Annotated in this window: 14 protein-coding genes and 2 pseudogenes; 9 read left to right on the top strand and 7 right to left on the bottom strand. The window is 59.8% G+C overall.

Annotated elements, in window-relative coordinates; genetic code table 11:
* Positions 1-15: 15 nt before the first annotated feature.
* A complete protein-coding gene (locus tag B0G77_RS16705; RefSeq protein WP_243751026.1) occupies positions 16-1,680 on the bottom strand; it encodes a DUF1302 domain-containing protein in 1,665 nt (554 codons plus the stop codon).
* Positions 1,681-2,263: 583 nt separating this feature from the next.
* Positions 2,264-3,244, bottom strand: a complete 981-nt coding sequence (locus B0G77_RS16700) for an amidohydrolase family protein (RefSeq protein ID WP_133663105.1) — start codon at positions 3,242-3,244, stop codon at positions 2,264-2,266.
* A gap of 155 nt (positions 3,245-3,399) precedes the next feature.
* Between B0G77_RS16700 and B0G77_RS16695 the strand changes: the two genes are divergently transcribed.
* Together B0G77_RS16695 and B0G77_RS16690 are read left to right on the top strand one after the other, a co-directional pair.
* On the top strand, positions 3,400-4,347 hold the full coding sequence (locus B0G77_RS16695) for a LysR family transcriptional regulator (protein ID WP_133663104.1): 948 nt from the start codon (positions 3,400-3,402) through the stop codon (positions 4,345-4,347).
* 256 nt (positions 4,348-4,603) lie between these two features.
* Positions 4,604-5,491: an IclR family transcriptional regulator gene (locus B0G77_RS16690; protein ID WP_133663103.1), complete on the top strand. Its 888-nt coding sequence runs from the start codon at positions 4,604-4,606 to the stop codon at positions 5,489-5,491.
* A gap of 87 nt (positions 5,492-5,578) precedes the next feature.
* Here B0G77_RS16690 and B0G77_RS16685 read toward each other — a convergent pair whose 3' ends face one another.
* The 3 genes and pseudogenes from B0G77_RS16685 to B0G77_RS16675 form a co-directional block, all read right to left on the bottom strand.
* Entirely contained in the window at positions 5,579-6,346 is a 768-nt protein-coding gene (locus B0G77_RS16685; RefSeq protein WP_133663102.1) for a glucose 1-dehydrogenase, read from the bottom strand.
* A 716-nt stretch (positions 6,347-7,062) separates the two neighbouring features.
* A pseudogene (locus B0G77_RS16680) lies at positions 7,063-8,260 on the bottom strand (IS3 family transposase); the annotation flags it as partial.
* 62 nt (positions 8,261-8,322) lie between these two features.
* Positions 8,323-9,552: an ISL3 family transposase gene (locus B0G77_RS16675; RefSeq protein ID WP_133662124.1), complete on the bottom strand. Its 1,230-nt coding sequence runs from the start codon at positions 9,550-9,552 to the stop codon at positions 8,323-8,325.
* A 113-nt stretch (positions 9,553-9,665) separates the two neighbouring features.
* Here B0G77_RS16675 and B0G77_RS16670 point away from each other — a divergent pair, with 113 nt between their 5' ends.
* The gene (locus B0G77_RS16670) at positions 9,666-9,977 is read left to right on the top strand and encodes a hypothetical protein (RefSeq protein WP_243751025.1); all 312 of its coding nucleotides are present in this window, start codon (positions 9,666-9,668) and stop codon (positions 9,975-9,977) included.
* A 26-nt stretch (positions 9,978-10,003) separates the two neighbouring features.
* On the opposite strand, the gene B0G77_RS43240 is transcribed toward B0G77_RS16670, so the two are convergent.
* Complete coding sequence (locus tag B0G77_RS43240) at positions 10,004-10,393, bottom strand: hypothetical protein (RefSeq protein ID WP_166656088.1); 390 nt, start codon at positions 10,391-10,393, stop codon at positions 10,004-10,006.
* On the opposite strand from B0G77_RS43240, the pseudogene B0G77_RS16660 reads away from it, so the two are divergent.
* Positions 10,362-12,565 (top strand): annotated as a pseudogene (locus B0G77_RS16660) (glycoside hydrolase family 3 C-terminal domain-containing protein). The gene B0G77_RS43240 and the pseudogene B0G77_RS16660 overlap by 32 nt on opposite strands.
* A 43-nt stretch (positions 12,566-12,608) precedes the next feature.
* Here B0G77_RS16660 and B0G77_RS16655 read toward each other — a convergent pair.
* Complete coding sequence (locus B0G77_RS16655) at positions 12,609-13,631, bottom strand: AraC family transcriptional regulator (protein WP_133663100.1); 1,023 nt, start codon at positions 13,629-13,631, stop codon at positions 12,609-12,611.
* 364 nt (positions 13,632-13,995) lie between these two features.
* Here B0G77_RS16655 and B0G77_RS16650 point away from each other — a divergent pair, with 364 nt between their 5' ends.
* From B0G77_RS16650 to B0G77_RS16625, 5 genes are all read left to right on the top strand, one after another.
* Positions 13,996-14,763 carry a 3-hydroxyacyl-CoA dehydrogenase gene (locus tag B0G77_RS16650; RefSeq protein WP_133663099.1) on the top strand — a complete coding sequence of 256 codons (768 nt, stop codon included), beginning with the start codon at positions 13,996-13,998 and terminating at the stop codon, positions 14,761-14,763.
* Between the two features lie 153 nt (positions 14,764-14,916).
* Positions 14,917-16,125, top strand: coding sequence for an acetyl-CoA C-acyltransferase (locus tag B0G77_RS16645; protein ID WP_133663098.1), 1,209 nt, complete (start codon positions 14,917-14,919; stop codon positions 16,123-16,125).
* Between the two features lie 704 nt (positions 16,126-16,829).
* Positions 16,830-17,468 carry a tannase/feruloyl esterase family alpha/beta hydrolase gene (locus tag B0G77_RS16635; RefSeq protein WP_243751024.1) on the top strand — a complete coding sequence of 213 codons (639 nt, stop codon included), beginning with the start codon at positions 16,830-16,832 and terminating at the stop codon, positions 17,466-17,468.
* On the top strand, positions 17,468-17,857 hold the full coding sequence (locus tag B0G77_RS16630; protein WP_133661608.1) for a transposase: 390 nt from the start codon (positions 17,468-17,470) through the stop codon (positions 17,855-17,857). Before B0G77_RS16635 ends, B0G77_RS16630 begins: the two co-directional genes overlap by 1 nt.
* A complete protein-coding gene (locus tag B0G77_RS16625) occupies positions 17,854-18,117 on the top strand; it encodes a hypothetical protein (protein ID WP_133663096.1) in 264 nt (87 codons plus the stop codon). Before B0G77_RS16630 ends, B0G77_RS16625 begins: the two co-directional genes overlap by 4 nt.
* Positions 18,118-18,149 lie beyond the last annotated feature (32 nt).

Raw genomic sequence — 18,149 nt, 5'->3', positions numbered from 1 at the left:
GATTGTTCCCTGCGATTAGAAAGTACGCTGAGCTGTAAGCGTGATGAAGTCCCGGTCTTTGAGCGTCTGCCCGTATGTGTAGGCCTGGACAGCACTATTCGCCGGACCAACGACGCCGGCAGCCGGGCCAAAGTAGTGCGTATAGTTGAGGCCGAATTTCCAGACCTTCAGATACTCACCGTTGACCCCAATGCTGAGATCCCCTCCGTGATAGACACTGAAACCGGGATTGATGACCGAGGACTTGCCGAATATTCCGTAACCGATTCCGATTGGAACGTTGATGTCGAGCCCGCTCAACACCTGGTAATAGGCGGGTTGAAAGACAAGGCGAATCGCACCGGCATCACGAGTAGCATTTGGGTCCAGCGCCGACGCATTTTTCGAGACACTAAGGCGACGGTTCCATGCGATTTCACCAATCAGGTTGCCCCCCTGCCAAAGCTTGTTTGGTGAGAGCAGCGCAATCCAGGACAAATTGGCGTGCATCGTCTTGCCGACCGGATAGAGCGGATTGTTGTTGTTGTCCGCCGTCACGCCATCGGGCACGACCACTGACCCGCCCGCTGGGACCAACGGTGAGTTGAAGCGGATCGATGTCTCGCCCGCTATATTGACATCCCACACAGTTGTCGAAAAGCTGGCGCCAACTGTCTTGATGTTTTCAGGAAAGACCAGTTGGTATGTGCCGACCTGTCCTGAAGACGGATTAAAGCCCACGCCCGGATGCACATAGACAAACGGGTCCTTCTGGTGAAATTGAGCGGCATAGAGGCCGAACTCGACATCCTTCCCCTGGGGGCGAAAGCGAATCTGCATACCGCCCTGTCCGGAGTTCTTTGGTTCAATGTCGCCGCTACGCTGGAAGAAGAGTCCCGGGCCACCTGGAACGATCGTGTTGGGACCGGCAAGGATGCGTTCTCCGCCTGTGTCCAGGATGTCGACCGTTGAAAAGTAGCTGCCAACTCCAGGCAGGCGATCGCGATCCCAGCGCACCTGGTAATAGCCACCGATGGCCAGATTGGGGAGCAACTGGATTTGCCCCGACAGTTGAGGCACCGGCCGGATCAACTCCTTGAATTGAGTATTCGGCACCGACTGCAACTTGATGATGTCGACGGGTGATTGCGCCGCTGCAATGCCGTTGTTCCCGTAGAACAGACTTTCCCCGTACAGCAGACTGTGCTGACCCACTCGTCCCGAAAGGCCGACATCGCCAATGTTTCCGGATCCATGAGCGAACACATCAAGCAGTTCGGCCTGGCGGCCATGCACATCGCGCGTCGCATCCGGATACTGGTTATAAGGCACGGAAGCTGCGTTGGCCGTGCCGGGCGAATTGTTGTAGGTCGAACGGTTGTAGACCGTGTCATACCACGCGGCACCACTCAGGCGTACGCCAAAACTTTTGTAACTGACATCGAACTCGGAAAGAAGATCGAAGCGATTCGATATCAGACCGCCGCTTTTGAAGTTGCGATCGCCGTCGTCGAGGTTCGCGTCGCTTGTCAGCTCTGATGACGGGCTCTTGAGCCGGACACCCGTGCTGTACTTGACAGTGTTGTCCCAGCGGGCCGTCAGGTCCTCATTGCCGGTATTAAATTCGAACGCATGAGCTGCTGTGGCGCCGAGCGTGCTTACCGCAGCTGTAACCGAAGCCGCAAGGACGCAGCGTTTCAATTCGGCGAATCGTCTCCGATGCGCACAACCACTGCGGAGCCGGAAGCCCGGCCGGTCAGGTCTCCAAACCATCACCATCTCCTCCAGTTGTCTCTGTTTTTATCCCTGTTTGCGCCTTGCTATGACCAGAGGCAGCAGCCTCCGTTAAGTCCACATAGCAGAATACATTTTCGTCAGGAAGACATTGCCCGTCAAGATGTTGCAGAAACGATTTCTGCCTATAGGAAACCCTGGGTGGATGAAAAGTCCCGGATAGCTCATGCTTCGCGGCTTCGACTCGAAACCAAGGCGCGACAAGGCCAGCGGATGGCTGGAACCGCTTCCCCCAAGATCCGAATGGCCCCCGCGATTGGGAAGCCATGGGTGCCTCGGATCGAGCCCGATTGAGCGGAAATCGTCGGTTGCTGTGACCCTACATATGAGGACGTTCCAAGATGGCTATCATCTGACTAAGCTCAGACGAGCCCCCCCGTCCTTAGCGCAACGGCCTCAGGCGCTTCAAAAGCGCGCGCTTCCGCTAGTTTTTGTTTTGTAGGCGGAGGCGATCGGCGTCGCCTCCAATTCCGTCAGAAACCTGAACGGATCAAGACAAACGGAACAGCCGCCTCGCATTGTCGCGGCCAATTTTCTGTCGGTCGTTATCGTTGATTTCCGCTCGATCGAACCACCCGCTCGCCTCTTCCATCGCTTCGAACGGGTAATCTGACGAGAACATCACACGGTCGCTGCCGAGCTCGTCAATGGCGTTGCGCATGGCGATCGTGCGGAAATTGCCGCTCGTGGTGACGTAGAAGTTCTCTCGGAAGTAGTCGATGAATGGCCGTTTCGCCCTGACGCCAAGTGGATTCTTGCCGCTCGCCGACGCCCAGTGGGATGTACGCCAGATATTGTTTTGAACAAGCTCGCCCAGATGACCCAGGATTACTTGCAACGAAGGATACGCGTCGAAGAGTCCGCTACCGATGAGACGCAGCGCATGCACACCGGTTTCGGCCGAGAATGCCCATGCAGGGCCCATGAGCCAGGGATGCCCCTCGATAGCAAGCTGCTGGCTCGGTAACGGATTGCGCGGATGCAGGTAGAACGGTACGTTGAGCCGCGCGACCTCGCCCCAGAACGACCAATACTGCGACAGGTCGCAGTACGTCGCATTTTCGACGCTGCCGATTTGCGAAAACCCATTGACGAGAGCGCCCTTGAAACCCAATTCCGATACAGTGCGAACGAGCTCGCGTGCGGCTGCATCCGGGTCTTGCATTGGCAATGCAGCGAACGCGCCGAAGCGGTCTGGACGACGCGCCACCTGCTCGGCAAGCAGGTCGTTCGCACGGCGTGCGACATCGATCGCCTGCTGCGTATCGGTGATGGCCTGCACAGCAGGCGCGTTCAATGACAGGATCGCGTAGTCGATCCCGCAGGCGTCCATGCGTTCTATGCGCTCTTCGTGTAAATCGAGAAGTTGCCGACGCCGTTGCGGCCAGATGTCGCCGGTGAAGAAGCGTTGTGAATCCCCGATTGTATCTGGCGATGCGAAGTGCTCCTCAAGCGCGATCTTGTGCTGCATAAACTCCTCCTGGTATGTTGGCGGTCTCAACACTCGCCGGCGCTACTTGCGGTCCGGCGCATCGAAGCCAGCATAGGGCGGACAGAGCTCCCTGTTAAATTTGCCGTTTGAATATCGCTATTCACGAGACCTATAACCGCACACGGAACGCGAAGATGACTCCCGATACCGCGCTGGATAACATCGACCTCAATCTGCTGCTCGTGTTCGATGTGCTGTACCGGACAAGGAGTACGACGCGAGCCGCAGAATCGCTCCATTTGACGCAGCCGTCCGTTAGTAACGCGTTAAAGCGTCTGCGCTCATTGTTCGACGACGTTCTGTTCGTGAAGACGTCTAATGGCATGCAGCCCACTGCAAGAGCGGATGGAATTGCGGCACTTGTCGACGAAGGCTTCGCATCACTGCGTCTCGCAATGCAGGCCGGCCGTACCTTCGATCCGGCCACCACGACTCGCACCTTCCACCTGTACGTCAGCGATCTTGGCCAGGCGATCTTCATTCCGCCGCTCGTCGCGCAGTTGCATCGGGTCGCGCCAGGCATTCGAATCGTCACGACAGATCCGCCACTGGACGTAGCACAGCAGATGATGAAGCTCGGCCAGATTGATCTCGCGATTGGTATGTTTACGGGACTGCATGCCGACCTTCATCAGCAATGTCTCTTCCAGGAAACATACGTCGCGCTTGTGCGAAACGATCATCCCACTGTAGGCACCCGTCTTTCCATTGATCAGTTTTTCGCAGCGGCACATGTGATTTACACACCGACTGCGGGGAGTCATGCGCACTTTGCGGCTGAGCTCGATGCGCGGTCTCCGCACGACGGCAACCCTCGCCGCGTGGCACTACAACTGGCCCACTCGTTTGGGCTTGAACGAATTGTTTCGTCTAGCGACCTTGTTGCTTGCATACCGAGCCGGCTGGCACGGGTACTGACGAGCCGCAACGATGTACGTGCCGTCGCTCTCCCATTTGACATTACCCCTGTCGATATCGCCCAGTTCTGGCATGACCGGTATCAACGCGACGAAGGGCACAAATGGCTCCGCACGCTCGTCTACCAGCTGTTCTATGATCTCCGCCCCAGTGCGGTGCTGTGATGCCGCGCATGCATCTCGACCGGCCCCGAAGACCTCGGCCTTCAGTCCGAGGATGGAGACTGTTTTCCACCCACTGCGTCACCTGGTGGAATCCATATCCCAGATTGCCTTTCTGCATATAGGCAACAGCCGCCAAACATTATCCGGCAAGAATTTGATATGCCCCCAATCCCCGCCCGGCCGGAAACCCATATATCCAAGCCTAAGCCGTCCGTATATGATGACGTCTTGACCAAGATTCAAATCGAACTGATCGATGCCAGACACCAAAAGAGAGAAAAGAGTGAAGCCGGGAGACGACAACATTTCTGCTGCGAAGAAGAGCGCAACGGCAGAGGTGGAAAGCGAAACGGCATCACCTGAAAGCGCGACAGATTCGCAATCGCCCGCGCCGCGTTACATGCTGGAGTCGGTGAACAACGTGTTGCGACTGCTCCTGATGTTCCGCCATTCGAGTCAAATCAGGCTTTCCGACGCGAAAAATGAGCTCGGTCTCGGCCACTCCACCGTCCATCGGCTGTTAGCCATGCTGGTATATCACGGCTTCGTGACGCAGGATCCAGTCTCGCGAGTCTACATGCCGGGCAATGCACTGATGGAAGTCGGTCTGGCTGCAGTTCAGCGACTGGACGTCAGGGCGGTGGCCCGCCCCGTAATCGAGGAGCTTGCAGCCGAGACAGGCGAAAGCTTACTGCTTGCCGTTTTGGAGGAAGGCAAGATCCGATACGTCGATGGCATCGAGAGCAACCAGGCTCTCAAGGTGGGAGTGCCAGTTGGCGATGTGTTCGCCGCGTACGCGTCCAGTGCTGGCAAAGCACTTCTCGCGGAACTGCCGCCCGAGCGCGTGCGTGCCCTGTATCCTCGCGATCCTCTCCCGTCCTTCACTCCCACGACGATAACGCAATGGCTGGATCTGGAAGAGGCCCTGGATAATGTTCGCGGTTGTGGCTACGCCACGAATATGGAAGAAAGCCAGTCCGGCGTGTGCTCTGTGGCAGCGGCCATACGTCATCCGACTCGAGGAGCGGTAGCCGCCTTAGGCATTGCGTCTCCGATTACACGAACGAACGCGCGACAGCTTAAGCGCCTGTCTGAACTCGTCATTGCAGGCGCTGAACGCATCTCGAAAAGTCTTGTGTCGTGAATTGGTCGCGACCGTTGGCCGGTTCAGCCGTTCCACGGACCAGCACACGGCCCCGTCCGATTGTGGACGCGGGCCGGTTTGCTCCGGTCACATGGCGAGGTATCCACCGTCCACAGCTAGTTCGGCGCCGGTGACAAACGACGCCTGATCGGACAATAACCACACAGCAGCTGCCGCGATTTCTTCCGGCATCCCTAGCCGTCCCATCGCGTGACGGGCCTCGATTCTCGGCAGCAACTCGGCGAACTGCGGGTTTGAAACGAGGGAGCTAACCATCGGCGTCTTGGTCACACCCGGAAGAATGGCATTAACGCGAATACTCTTTTTCCCGTAGTCGACTGCGGCTGCGCGAGTTAGTCCGAGCACTCCTGCTTTCGAGCCGCAATATTCAGCCGCGAGAGGCACCGATACGCGCCCGAGCGACGATGAAACGTTGACAATCGATCCACCTCCGCCCTCCAACATTGCGCGGATCTCGTGTTTCATGCAAAAGAACACGCCGTCATAATTGACGCCTTGGACCTTCCGCCATTGAGCGACCGTTAGCTCATGCAACGGCACGTTCGTTTGTGAAAGTCCGGCGTTGTTGAACGCCCCGTCTAGCCGGCCAAATTCTTCGATAGCCGTCGCCACCAGCCTCTCGACCTGCGTTTCGTCCGCAACGTCGACTGCGACGAAAACAGCCTCCCCGCCTTGCTCTCGAATCAGCGATATGGTGGCCTCGCCAGCTGCTTTGCCGACATCGGCTACGACGACGCGGGCCCCGGCAACCGCGCATCCTAGCGCTGCAGCTCGACCGATACCCCCGCCCCCGCCGGTGATGATAATGGCTTTTCCGTCAAGAACACGTTCCATGCGCCTTGCCCTCCAAGATTCAATTCGCGATGAGTTGAGAAACGTCGACGTGTGCACTTGGGGTTATGTAGAAAGCCGTAACGTCCGAGCAGATCCATCAAGACTCGTTATAACGGTATGCTAGGGTTAACCCTTTGCTATTAAATAGTCCATATTACAGAAACCATTTTCCTTCAAAGGAAATGTCGATGTCAAGAGAATGAGCCCTGATTACCCGTGCCAGCATCGTTCTATCACTGCTCGCACGGCCCGTGAGCGACCGCAACCTAAGTGAGAGAACGATGTCAGCCGAAGCCAAATGCCCGTTTTCGGGCAGCGACTCTGCCACGCAAGCTGCTTGTCGCATCATTACGAACCGGGATTGGTGGCCCAACGAGCAACGCGTTGACCTGCTGTGCCAACACTCCCAAAAGGTCGTCTTCGCTACACACAAAAACTAATCGGGGCGTAGCCGGGCGCGAACTCGAACAGCTGCCAAGTCACGTGTTATGCAACAAGAGGCTGGGGCGGGTCTGGAGGCGCCGCACCGCCGCTTACTATGTGCAGAGCGGACCGTACCGTGGGGGCGTCGGCAGCTACGCCGACAGCACGATTGTGAAAGCAACGGGCGGCCAGACCAAAGCGTTGTACGAATTATCTGGGGCACCGGGCGCTTTTTTTCGAACAACGCCAATCGACGTGCCTTACTCTATGACAAAAAAACCGGCTCAGTGCCAATCCAGCATGGTATTGACGAGCTCGGCATCCGGCCGCGTGCCGATTGACCAGCTCACAACGAGACCGTCGAAGCAGTCGATCACCGGCGACAGATAAACCTTGCCGGCCGGGATCTGGAATTCGGTAATGTCGGTAAGCCATTTTTGATTCGGAGCGGCGGCACAGAAGTCACGATTGATGATGTTCTCCGGCGCGGGGCTTATTTCTCCGCGATAGGAGCCGTAGCGACGTCGCCTGTTCGTGGCAGCGGCCAGACCTTCCTGTCGCATCAAACGTCGCACGACCTTCTCTGAGATGAAGATCTGCTGCCTGCCCAATGCCGCGCGGATTCGGCGATATCCGTAGCAACGGTGATTGAGTTCGAAGATGTCTGCAATCATGCGACGCGCGCCAGAATGCCTATCAGCAACCAACAGACGTGCACGGTGATAGAAGTAGGAACTGCGGGCAAGGCTTAAGGCGGCTAAAAAGCTCCGGCAACGCATAGGCCTGTTTCAGGGCATCAACCAGCATCGTCTTCTCCCGGTTGCTCAGGAGTTGCGGGTCGATGCCCATTCCTTTTTTTATCAGTTCGTTCGCCTTCTTCAGGATATCGTGCTCAAGCTGCAACTGCCGGATGTCGCGTCGAAGCGATTCGACCTGCTGTTCCAGTTCCGCACGCTCATGGTCCGGCGCTGGCTTCTTTTTGCGTTTCATGGATGCTGGAACCTCCCGACCGAGTAGCTGGTTCTTCCAGTTATACAGCGTCGGCCTACTCACGCCTGTTTTCTCGGCAACCACGCGCGCGCTTTGCTCTCTGGTGCACAGCTCGATGACCGCCGCCTGCTTCACTTTTTGTGATTTTGGAACACTACCAGTTGCTCTGCCGACGATACGTTTTCTGATTTCAGGGCATAGTTCTTCGATCCAGGCTGTAAGCGTCTCGCGACTCGGATAGCCCAAAGCCCTCAAGGTTGCGGCAGCACAGCGGTCATGACTCAAATAATGATCGACGGCCACCTTCTTCTGTTCAGCCGAATACCTCGGTCTAGAACGGACATAGCCAGCCCGTAGATCATGGCACCGTTCGTATTCGCGATGCCAGGCTTTGAGAGAATTCTTTGTTGGGTAGCCCAATTGCCTGATGGTGGCCCCAAGGCGCTTGCCCAGCTTCAAGTAGAGTCGGACCGCTCGAATGCGATCTTCGTATGAGAACATGAACTACCTCCAGGTAGTCCAGGATTTTTTGGCTCTTTTAAAAGCGCAGTGGGTAATGCGGCTCACGAGGCATGCGGATTGAGTGCTGAGAAGTCGAGTTTGCCCGCGATGAGAAACAGCACGGTGCGCATGGTCTTGAAGCTGGCGTATCCCCGTGCCTTGCGCTTGGCGGCCTGAAACAGGCCGTTGATCGCCTCAATGAATCCATTGGTCTGGCGTGTCTGCGCCCACGCGATGATGCCGTCGAAATGACGACGGATCATGCGCGCGACGTCCTTCATGGGCTCGACCTTGGAACGCATGACGTTGCCGCACCACCGGCGCAGCATTTTGGAGACGACGTGGATCTGTTTGCGATCGAGAATCTCGCGCAGTTGCTCGCGGTACATCCACGCTCGGGCCGTGCGGTTGGTGGCGTACTGGCTGATCAGCGCCTCGAGATCGGTCAGTTGCGCGAGATCGAGTTTCTCGGCATCCTTGAGCAGCGACCAGCGCATGCCCTTCAGCGAGGGATCGGTTTTCTGCTGCGCGCGGCGCACACCATCAAGCGCTTTGGACGCATGCGCCACGACATGAAACTTGTCGAAGGTCACACGCGCGTCGGGCAGGTGTTCGTCCACGCCCTTGATGAAGGCAGCCGACATGTCGATGCTGACCGATTCGATCTGTGCAGGCGTGGCATTATGTTCCTCCAGGTGCCGGGCAAAGCGTTCGACAACGCCGGCATCCTTGCCTGGCGTGACGAAGACCACGCGCCTTGCGTCCATGTCGGCGACCAGCGAGATATAGTCCTGCCCACGTCGGGCCGACGTTTCGTCAATGGCCACCGCGGTAACTTCGGACAGGTCGGTCGCGGCCACGGCCAGGTCCACGTAACGGTCACAGATGGCCTTCACCCGATGCCACGACAGGTTCACCACGCGGGCCACCGCGGCAAATGTCATCTCCCGGCACAGCGTCAGCACGAGCGCTTCAAACAGCAGCGTGAAGCCGTCCAGCTTGCCTATCCAGTCGGGTTCGACCAGGCGCACCGAGCCGTCCGGCAGACGCACCCGCGGCACCCGAACCTCCAGATAGCACTCGTGCTGAAAGAAGTTGAGGTGGCGCAGCCGCTTGATCTGGGTGTCGTGAGCCGGATGCTCGCCCGCGACGCCGGGATAGGGAAAGCGCGTACCCGCGACAAAGTCCACGGCAATGGTCAGTTCACGCCGCGCGGCATCGAAATCGACGCCTTGCACGTACCACGGGGCCTTGATTCCCAAGGCGGCTTCAAACAGTTGGGTCTGGTTCATCGGTTCACGTTGTCTTGCAGGGCTGGTTGCCGCATTCTGCCGCAACCAGCCCTGTCCCAGCTTACTTCTTCAACGCGCGTCAAGTATTCGCTTCGCCGGGCTGACGCCCGTACTTGACCCGCCAAACCAGCCACTCGGAATTTGAAATAGGCTTGAGCATGCACCCGGCGGTAAGCCAATGCGCAGTGATCGGGGTGCCGGATGAGCGTTGGGGTGAGCGTGTGCATGCCGTTATCGTCATCAAACCCGACTACGTCGCAACCCCTGCGGAACTGGACGCCCACTGCAGAGCCCACATTGCAGGCTACAAGGTGCCACGCAGATATGAGATCCGCACCGAGCCACTGCCGCTATCTGGAGTAGGAAAAATACTGAAAAACAGACTGCGCGACGAATGGCTCGCAAGCAGCAAGCGAACGCCGTGACGCAATAATTGACAAGCCGATCGCCATTAGTCGAACAGACTGGCAAGCGGGTGCACATTGCTGCGCCAGGGCGACGACAAGAAGTGCTGCGCGCGCTCCGGGTGCACCTCGGGAGCGACGCCGGAGCCACCTAGGCTTGCAAGCCTTACCAAAGGGCTGTCGTATTTTTCGTGCAAATTCTGGCGGTTCGAATCGATCCTGCCGTGACCGGAATGATCCGGCCAGCCAGCGGGTGAACTGTCGTGTCGATTGAGAAAAAGACCGAACCGATGCATGACATATATTTCGCAGTCCGAATCAGACATAAACTGGAGTGAGACGACAATGAAGAAGAGGCTGCTTTTCCCCTGCGTCGCGACGGCAGTCGCCTGCGCTGTCGCCCTTATGATCGCTGCATGCGGCAGCGGCGACGGCATCAACGCGCCAACTGATCCTGACACGGTCGCCGACCAGCGGGCCGCCGCACTCGTCGCCCAGATGACCACCGACGAAAAGGTTCAGTTGGTGCACGGCACTGGCTTTCCGGTCTTCGGCCTCGGAGGACCTTTTCCGCCAGGGGTGAATGGTGCTGGATACATCCCGGGCGTTCCCAGACTCGGGATTCCTGGGCTCGCGATGGCGGACTCGGCCGGCGGGGTGAACATTGCGAACGTTGGTGCGACGGCCTTGCCGGCGCCCGTTGCGCTCGCGGCGAGCTGGGATCAGCAACTCGCCAACGCCTATGGTGCGCGCATCGCGACCGAGTTGCGCGCACTCGGGTATGGCGAAGGCCTTGGCGGGGGGGCAACCTGGCGCGCGAACCCCGTGATGGCCGCACGTTCGAATACATGGGCGAAGATCCGGTCCTGGCAGGCACGATGAGCGCGGCACGCACAACCGGCACGCAATCGCAGAAAGTCATTGCGACCATCAAGCATTACGCGATGAACGATCAGGAGACGAACCGCTTCACCAGCAACTCGGTGGTCGACGAGCGGACGATGCGCGAGACCGAGTTGCTCGCCTTCGAGATCGGCGTGACGCAGGGGCAGCCGGGCAACGTGATGTGTTCGTTTAACCAGGTGAACGGCATCTATGCATGCGAGAACCCGTATCTGCTGACGACGGTGCTAAAGAACGAGTGGGGCTTCAAGGGAGTCGTGCAGTCCGACTGGGCCGCAAATCACAGCACGGTGGCCGCTGCGCTGGCCGGGCTGGATGAGGAAGAACCGGGCGACCTCGGCAGTGCGGCTGGCAGTCTTCCTGGCATTACTTTTACCTCGTACTTCAGCTCAGCGCTAAAGGCCGCGGTCACGGCGGGCAGCGTGCCGATGACGCGGCTGAACGACATGGTGCAGCGCAAGCTGCGCACGATGATCCGGTATGGAGTCTTTGATTCCCCGCCCACGTCGGGCGGCACGATCGATCAGGCGGCGGGTAACGCCTTCGCGCTGCAGGTCGCGCAACAGTCGGCGGTGCTGCTGAAGAACGCCGCGGCGACCGGCGCGCAGCAGCCGGTCCTGCCGCTGAGCGGGGCGAGCCTGTCGTCGATTGTCGTGATCGGTGGACATGCGGATACGGGTGTGCTGTCGGGCGCTGGCTCGGGCGGGACGCCCGCGATCAACGGCAATGCGGTGTCTGGGTGCCAGCAGCCCGCAAGCCTGATTTTCGGCGGCTGTGCGACCTGGTACAAGTCTTCGCCGCTTGCGGCGATCAAGGCACAGGCAGCGAACGCAAGCGTGACCTACCTTGACGGCACAGACGCAAACGCCGCGGCCAGCACCGCTGCACAGGCTGACGTCGCAATCGTGTTCGCCACTCAGTGGGAAGGTGAAGGGTTCGATCTGCCGAGCCTGAGCCTGCCCAACAACGCGGTGGATCCGTACAACCAGAGCTATGACCAGAACGCGCTGATCACTGCGGTTGCGGCGAAAGCGAAGCGCGTGGTCGTGGTGCTGGAGAACGGCAGTCCGGTACTGATGCCGTGGCTTGGCAACGTGAACGCGGTGCTTGAGTCATGGTACCCGGGGGTGCAAGGCGGCCAGGCAATCGCCGACCTGCTGTTCGGTAACGTGAACCCGTCGGGCAAGCTGCCGATCACCTTCCCGCAGCAGGACGCCGATCTGCCCCAACCGGCGATCTCGGCCACCAACCTGACCGTCAACTATAGCGAGGGGCTGATGATGGGCTATCGCTGGTATGACGCAAAGCAGATCCAGCCGCTCTTCCCATTTGGCTTCGGCCTGTCCTACACGACGTTTGCCTACTCGGGCATCAGCGCGAGCACGGATGGAGCCGGTGACGTGACCGTGACCCTCACAGTCCAGAACACCGGCACGCGCGCCGGCGCGGAAACGGCCCAGGTCTATGCAACGCTGCCCGCCGGGCTCGGCGAACCGCCGAAGCGGCTCGTGGGCTGGCAGAAAGTCACGTTGCAGCCCGGACAGTCGCAACAGGTGAGCGTCTCCGTGCCCGCAACACTGCTGTCGACTTGGGACGTGACGAAGCACACCTGGAAACTGAACGGCGGAGCGTATCAATTGATCGCCGGCGCGTCATCGCGTGATACGAACGCGCTGACGACATCGGTGACGCTGGCCGGCCACTGACCGGGCAACTGTTGGGACAATTCGGTCATGGAGCGCTTCCTCCTTAGCTTGAAGGGGTCGCCCTGCCATGGCGGTACATTCCGGGGCTGGCCCCAGTCCACTTCCTGAAGGCCCTGTGAAATGCGCTGGTCTCCTGAAATCCAGTCCGCGCAGCGACCTCCGCGACCGTGAGAGAACTGGTCGAAAACAGGTCGATAGCGATGTCACGGCGCAATTCGTCCTTCAGTTGCCGGTAGTTGGTCCCCTCGGCCAGCAGGCGGCGCTGCAGCGTGGCCGAGGACTGATTCAGTAACTGCGATAGCGTGTCGAGGTCAGGCCAGTCGTCGGGGATCTGGTTTCGCAAGCGGCGCCTTATCAGGGCGGTAGTGCTGGATTCATTGCGGTATTTCACCAGGATGTTCGCCGGTGCATTCTCCAGGAATGCGCGCAGACTCGTTTCCGTCTCCGTCAGTTTGAGGTCGAGGAAACTGCGATCGAACCGGATCAGGGTCTCGTCCGCGGAGAACGTCACCTCCTCGCAGAAGCGCATGCGGTAGTCGCTGTCATCGATCGGCGCGGAAGCGCGAAATCTCATCTCGATCAACGGAATCCGTCTGCGTGCCAGCCAACACGCTAAGCCGTGCACGAGGATGAACCACGTCCCGTAGGCAAAGAGGCGGCGCGTCGGTCCATCATCATGCAGGATGATCAGTGCATACTCGCCCTCACAGCGTAGCTCCCCGTGGATGTCGTCGAGAACCGCGCGCAGAAACTTCAGCATGCGACGCAGCGCGTGTCCCAGGTCTGCTGCATGCAGAACTGCGTGGCACATCAGAGCGTAACTGCCCCGGCGCAGTGGGTGGCTATCCAGACCGAAGAACTCGTCGTCCATCAAGTCGGCCAGAGCCGTCCACAGGCGCGAAAAAGCCAATGCGGGCACGCGTGCTCTCGGGGCATTCAACAATTCTGCCGCGATACCGGCGTGCTGCAGCGCGGCCGCCACATCCAGATTACGTTGCGTAGCGACAAGTATCGCTTCACGCACCAGGCCAATGGAAGTTGTGCCCTTGTCTCGAGTGTCATTCATAGTCAGGTCCGGCTTACAGAGGTGCACTGATGTTAATCGCTGCGAGGCCCAATTGAAACGTGAGACAGCCGGCCGCCGGTAGTTATCAGCCGACGAGCAGTATCGAGCGGAAGGACGACCCGTTCGATATGTCCGAAAGGCTCATGCGTGAAGAAGTCTATGGGCATGGAAGTATCCCAGCGTGCCGCCTACGATGACCAGCCAGTAGGTGGTCGAGAACCTAGCTTGTCGGCACAGGCTGCGCGGCAGCGTGCCGGTCATGTCGCAAGACGCTTCAGGGCACACCCACAAGTTCTGGTTTCGTGCTGGCCGCAATGACCGCCCCGGTGCCTCGCGCGTCGGGGCCATCACTCAGGAGACAGAAATGCAGATTCAAGATAAAGGTTTTGTCGTCACGGGCGGCGGCTCAGGGCTTGGCGCGGCGACGGCGCGCCGCCTGGTAGCGGGCGGCGCCCGCGTGCTGCTCGTAGACCTGAATCAGGACGCTGGTACCACGCTGGCGACGGAATTGGGCCGCAATGCCCACTTCGCCAAGGCCGATATATCCGACGCGGCCAGCGCGGAGGATGCGTTGGCCGCATTCCGCGACACCTTCGGCACGCTGCATGGCCTGATCAATTGCGCCGGCGTGGCGCCCGCCGAGAAAGTGCTTGGCCGCGAAGGCCCGCACCGGCTGGAGAGTTTCGCGCGCACCGTTAACATCAACTTGATCGGCGCCTTCAACATGGTGCGGCTGGGCGCGGCCTGCATGGCCGAGAACATGCCCGACTCCGATGGCGAGCGCGGGGTCATCATTAACACCGCGTCAGTCGCGGCCTTCGATGGCCAGATCGGGCAGGCGGGCTACGCCGCCTCCAAAGGCGGGGTGGTCGCGATGACGCTGCCTATCGCGCGCGAATTGGCGCGCCATGGCATTCGCGTGGTCGCCATCGCGCCTGGGATCATGGAGACGCCCATGCTCAAAGGCATGCCCACGGAGGTACAGGACGCGCTCGGGAAGATGGTCCCCTTTCCCGCGCGCCTCGGACGGCCTGACGAGTTCGCGGGCCTTGTGCAGCACATCCTCGAAAACGCCTACCTCAACGGCGAGGTGATTCGCCTTGATGGCGCCATCCGCATGGCAGCCAAGTGACCCTGTGTCCGGCGCACTGATCATGATGCCTGCTGTCGCTTGCTGCGGTCGGCCTCAGTCGCAGGGCCCGAATGTGGTCAACTGAATTCCTCCGCGACGAAACCTTTGTTCACCCCTTGCAACGCCGCCATGGAGCGGCGGATGGAGACTCGCATGCCTACCTCTTCGACTTCCAATGATCCCGTCGTTATCGTCGGTGCCGCACGCACGCCGCTGGGCGGCTTCCAGGGCGACTTCGCCTCGCTGACAGCGCCGCAACTTGGCGCCAGCGCGATCCGCGCCGCAGTGCATCGGGCCGGGCTGCAGCCTGAGGCCGTAGACGAGATGCTGATGGGCTGCGTGCTGCCCGCCGGCCTGGGCCAGGCGCCCGCACGTCAAGCGGCGCTGGGGGCCGGGCTGCCGCTTTCGGCGGGCTGCACCACGATCAATAAGGTCTGCGGCTCGGGCATGAAAGCCACGATGCTGGCGCACGATCTGCTGTTGACCGGGAGTCAACGCGTGATCGTGGCCGGCGGCATGGAATCCATGAGCAACGCGCCGTACCTGCTGCCCAAGGCCCGTTCGGGCCAGCGCCTGGGGCACGGCCAGGTGCTGGACCACATGTTCTTCGACGGGCTGGAGGACCACTACGGCTCCGCCTCCGACGGCCGCCTGATGGGCACCTTCGCCGAGGACTGTGCGCGCCATTTCGGTTTCAGCCGTGAGGAGCAAGACGCCTATGCTGCCACCTCCACGCTGCGCGCGCAGCAGGCGCAGCGCGACGGCCTGTTCCGGTGGGAAATCACGCCGGTGGCCGTGCCGGGCCGCAGTGGCGAGAAATTCTTCGACGAAGACGCGGCGCCAGCGAAGGCGCAACTGGACAAGATCCCCACCCTCAAGCCCTCCTTCGGCAAGGACGGCACCGTCACGGCGGCCAACTCCAGTTCGATCTCCGATGGTGCAGCAGCGTTGGTGCTGATGCGCCAGTCCACCGCACGCGAGCGTGGCTTATCAACGCTGGCCGTTATCCAAGCGCATGCCACGCACTCACAGGAGCCGGCCTGGTTCACTACTGCGCCCGTGGGTGCGATCCAGAAGCTGCTCACCAAGGTGGGGTGGCAGGTTGACGACGTCGACCTGTGGGAGATCAATGAGGCCTTCGCCGTGGTGGTCATGGCCGCGATGCGCGAGCTGTCGCTGCCGCACGAGCGAGTGAATGTGCATGGCGGGGCCTGCGCGCTGGGTCACCCGATCGGCGCTACCGGCGCACGTCTTGTCGTGACGCTACTGGCCGCACTTCGCCAGCGCGGTGCCAGGCGCGGCGTGGCAAGCGTGTGCATCGGCGGAGGCGAGGCCACCGCTCTGGCGATTGAGATCGTCTGAGCCGCCCCTACCCTGAAGCTACTCCGACAGCCGTTCCTCTATGTCGTACGGTTCGGGTACGCGACCGAGGGGCCTGCTTTATCACAACCGCGATCGTGATGTGGACGGTAGGCGTGCGAGTACGCGAGTTCATGCCGATGATCAAAGATCTGTTGCGCGGTTCGATCCCGACGCAGATCTGGCGTTAATGAACGATGCCGTTGGAGAAGCAGCGTCGCGCAAGCGTATGAAGCAGAGCTTTCTGCTGCCACCGCTCGCATTCTTTCAGACGGGCGGCCCGAACGGCGAACCGTTGGCTGGCTAGAGACCATTGGCGCGCAACTCCGCACATTGGATCGCGTGCGTGGATGGTTGAGTCCTGGGGAGCAAAGACCTTCGCAGCACGAGGAAAGAGCAGCCTGTCCACAGACCTCATTCAAACTGAGGTCGAAGGACATGGATTGAGGCTCCAACCAGGCTGACACTGCAATCGCTTTTGGCAAAGGAATAGGAGTGTCGCGCCCGGTTGCAGGAAGTACCCGGAATTTATCCCGTGACGGCCACGCACTTGATCGCTGCTGTAGGAGTAGTGAAGCGTGACCGAAATTCCAGGCATATGGTGGCCAGTTCCGGATTAACGCCTCACGAGAATAGCAGCACAGGAGAGCAAAGACTGCTCGGAATCAGAAAGTCAGTATGGCGGTAATAACTATACGGAGACGAGAATGAGAAATCGGTTAACAAGGGGCCGAAGCTCGGCAATTGCGCGTGCTTTGTTAGCGGCATCGACTATTGCCATATCCGGCTGCGGCGGCCATGACTCCGCGCCGGCAAACGTCGCGGCGCAGACGTCGGCTGCGATGTGTAGTGCGTTGGCCGGCATGACGGTTCCCGCCTCCTCTATCGGGTTACCGACAACCGGTGCCACTGTCATATCCGCCACGCTCGTTGCTGACACTGATCCTGGCAATACAAATGGTGAGTATTGCAAAGTACTTGGAAGTATTCATCCGGTGGATTTCAACGCGCCCGATATTCATGCGGAGGTGGACCTTCCGACTAACTTCAACGGAAAATCTGTTCACTTTGGTGGCGCGGGTTTTGACGGCACCATCCCCGCTACTGAGGGCTCTCCGCTCGATGGTTTCTTAGCCGGCGCAGAGCCAGCAGGCGTCACAACGCCGTTGCGCAGAGGTTACGTGACTCTCGGGAGCGACAGCGGGCATGAGGGAACCCTCTTCGATGGCTCATTCGCAGCTAATGATGAGGCACTCGCTAATTACGCAGGCAACCACATGCCGCGCCTCCTGTTTTTCTTGACACAGATTTGGGGTAAAACGTGGGTCCAAAACTGGAGTTGTTGATGTTGAAGAAAACAGATGTAAACGGGGTTGCGCCAGAGGCGCTGGAAGGAGCGCGTAGCGCGACTGGAAGCGCCTCTGGCGCCGCCGAAGTCAAGCGTTGGTCGACCGGTCGCAAACGCGGCGTGGTGCTTCGGTTGCTGCGTGGCGAACCCGTCGACGCCGTGTCCCGTGAAGTCGGTGTGACGATCGCCGTGCTCAAGCAATGGCGTGAGCTGGCACTGGCCGGCATGGAGGCCGGCCTGAAGGCACGCACCAGCGATCCCCTGGAAGCCCGGCTCAATGACGCCGTGCGGCGCGTCGGCGAGTTGTCTATGGAAAACGAGATCCTGCGCAAGGAACGTGAACTGCAGGCCCGTCGCCCTTTGACCGCTCGGAGATCGTCGACATGAGCCGCGCGATCTCCGTTAGTGCGAACAAGCCCTTTGGATTGCAACGGGTTTGCCAGGTGCTCGGATTCCCCCGCTCGACGATCTATGCTGTCCGCGCGAGGACAGCGGACAACGTGGTGCCGATCATCCCGGGCCGCCGCGGCCCGAAACCGAAGATGCCCGATGCTGACCTGCTGAAGGCCATCCGCGACGATCTGGTGGCTTCCCCCTTCATCGGCGCTCAGGATTGCCCACATCTTTTCGCTGAATCGCGCTTGTAAACTGAGTCAGGCGATGTTAACTTGCGTGTATT

This window comes from Paraburkholderia sp. BL10I2N1 (genome assembly GCF_004361815.1).
Lineage (GTDB): Bacteria > Pseudomonadota > Gammaproteobacteria > Burkholderiales > Burkholderiaceae > Paraburkholderia.
Note: the sequence above shows the minus strand (reverse complement) of the source record. Positions and strands in the feature narration are given on the sequence as shown.

Bases quoted from the DNA above. Each gene is read 5' to 3' on its own strand.
- B0G77_RS16700 (WP_133663105.1), bottom strand. From the start codon at position 3,244: ATGCAGCACAAGATCGCGCTTGAGGAGCACTTCGCATCGCCAGATACA.
- B0G77_RS16695 (WP_133663104.1), top strand. From the start codon at position 3,400: ATGACTCCCGATACCGCGCTGGATAACATCGACCTCAATCTGCTGCTC.
- B0G77_RS16690 (WP_133663103.1), top strand. From the start codon at position 4,604: ATGCCAGACACCAAAAGAGAGAAAAGAGTGAAGCCGGGAGACGACAAC.
- B0G77_RS16685 (WP_133663102.1), bottom strand. From the start codon at position 6,346: ATGGAACGTGTTCTTGACGGAAAAGCCATTATCATCACCGGCGGGGGC.
- B0G77_RS16675 (WP_133662124.1), bottom strand. From the start codon at position 9,552: ATGAACCAGACCCAACTGTTTGAAGCCGCCTTGGGAATCAAGGCCCCG.
- B0G77_RS43240 (WP_166656088.1), bottom strand. From the start codon at position 10,393: ATGCCGTCGCCGCTGCCGCATGCAGCGATCATAAGGGCGACAGCGCAG.
- B0G77_RS16655 (WP_133663100.1), bottom strand. From the start codon at position 13,631: ATGAATGACACTCGAGACAAGGGCACAACTTCCATTGGCCTGGTGCGT.
- B0G77_RS16650 (WP_133663099.1), top strand. From the start codon at position 13,996: ATGCAGATTCAAGATAAAGGTTTTGTCGTCACGGGCGGCGGCTCAGGG.
- B0G77_RS16645 (WP_133663098.1), top strand. From the start codon at position 14,917: ATGCCTACCTCTTCGACTTCCAATGATCCCGTCGTTATCGTCGGTGCC.
- B0G77_RS16635 (WP_243751024.1), top strand. From the start codon at position 16,830: ATGAGAAATCGGTTAACAAGGGGCCGAAGCTCGGCAATTGCGCGTGCT.
- B0G77_RS16630 (WP_133661608.1), top strand. From the start codon at position 17,468: ATGTTGAAGAAAACAGATGTAAACGGGGTTGCGCCAGAGGCGCTGGAA.
- B0G77_RS16625 (WP_133663096.1), top strand. From the start codon at position 17,854: ATGAGCCGCGCGATCTCCGTTAGTGCGAACAAGCCCTTTGGATTGCAA.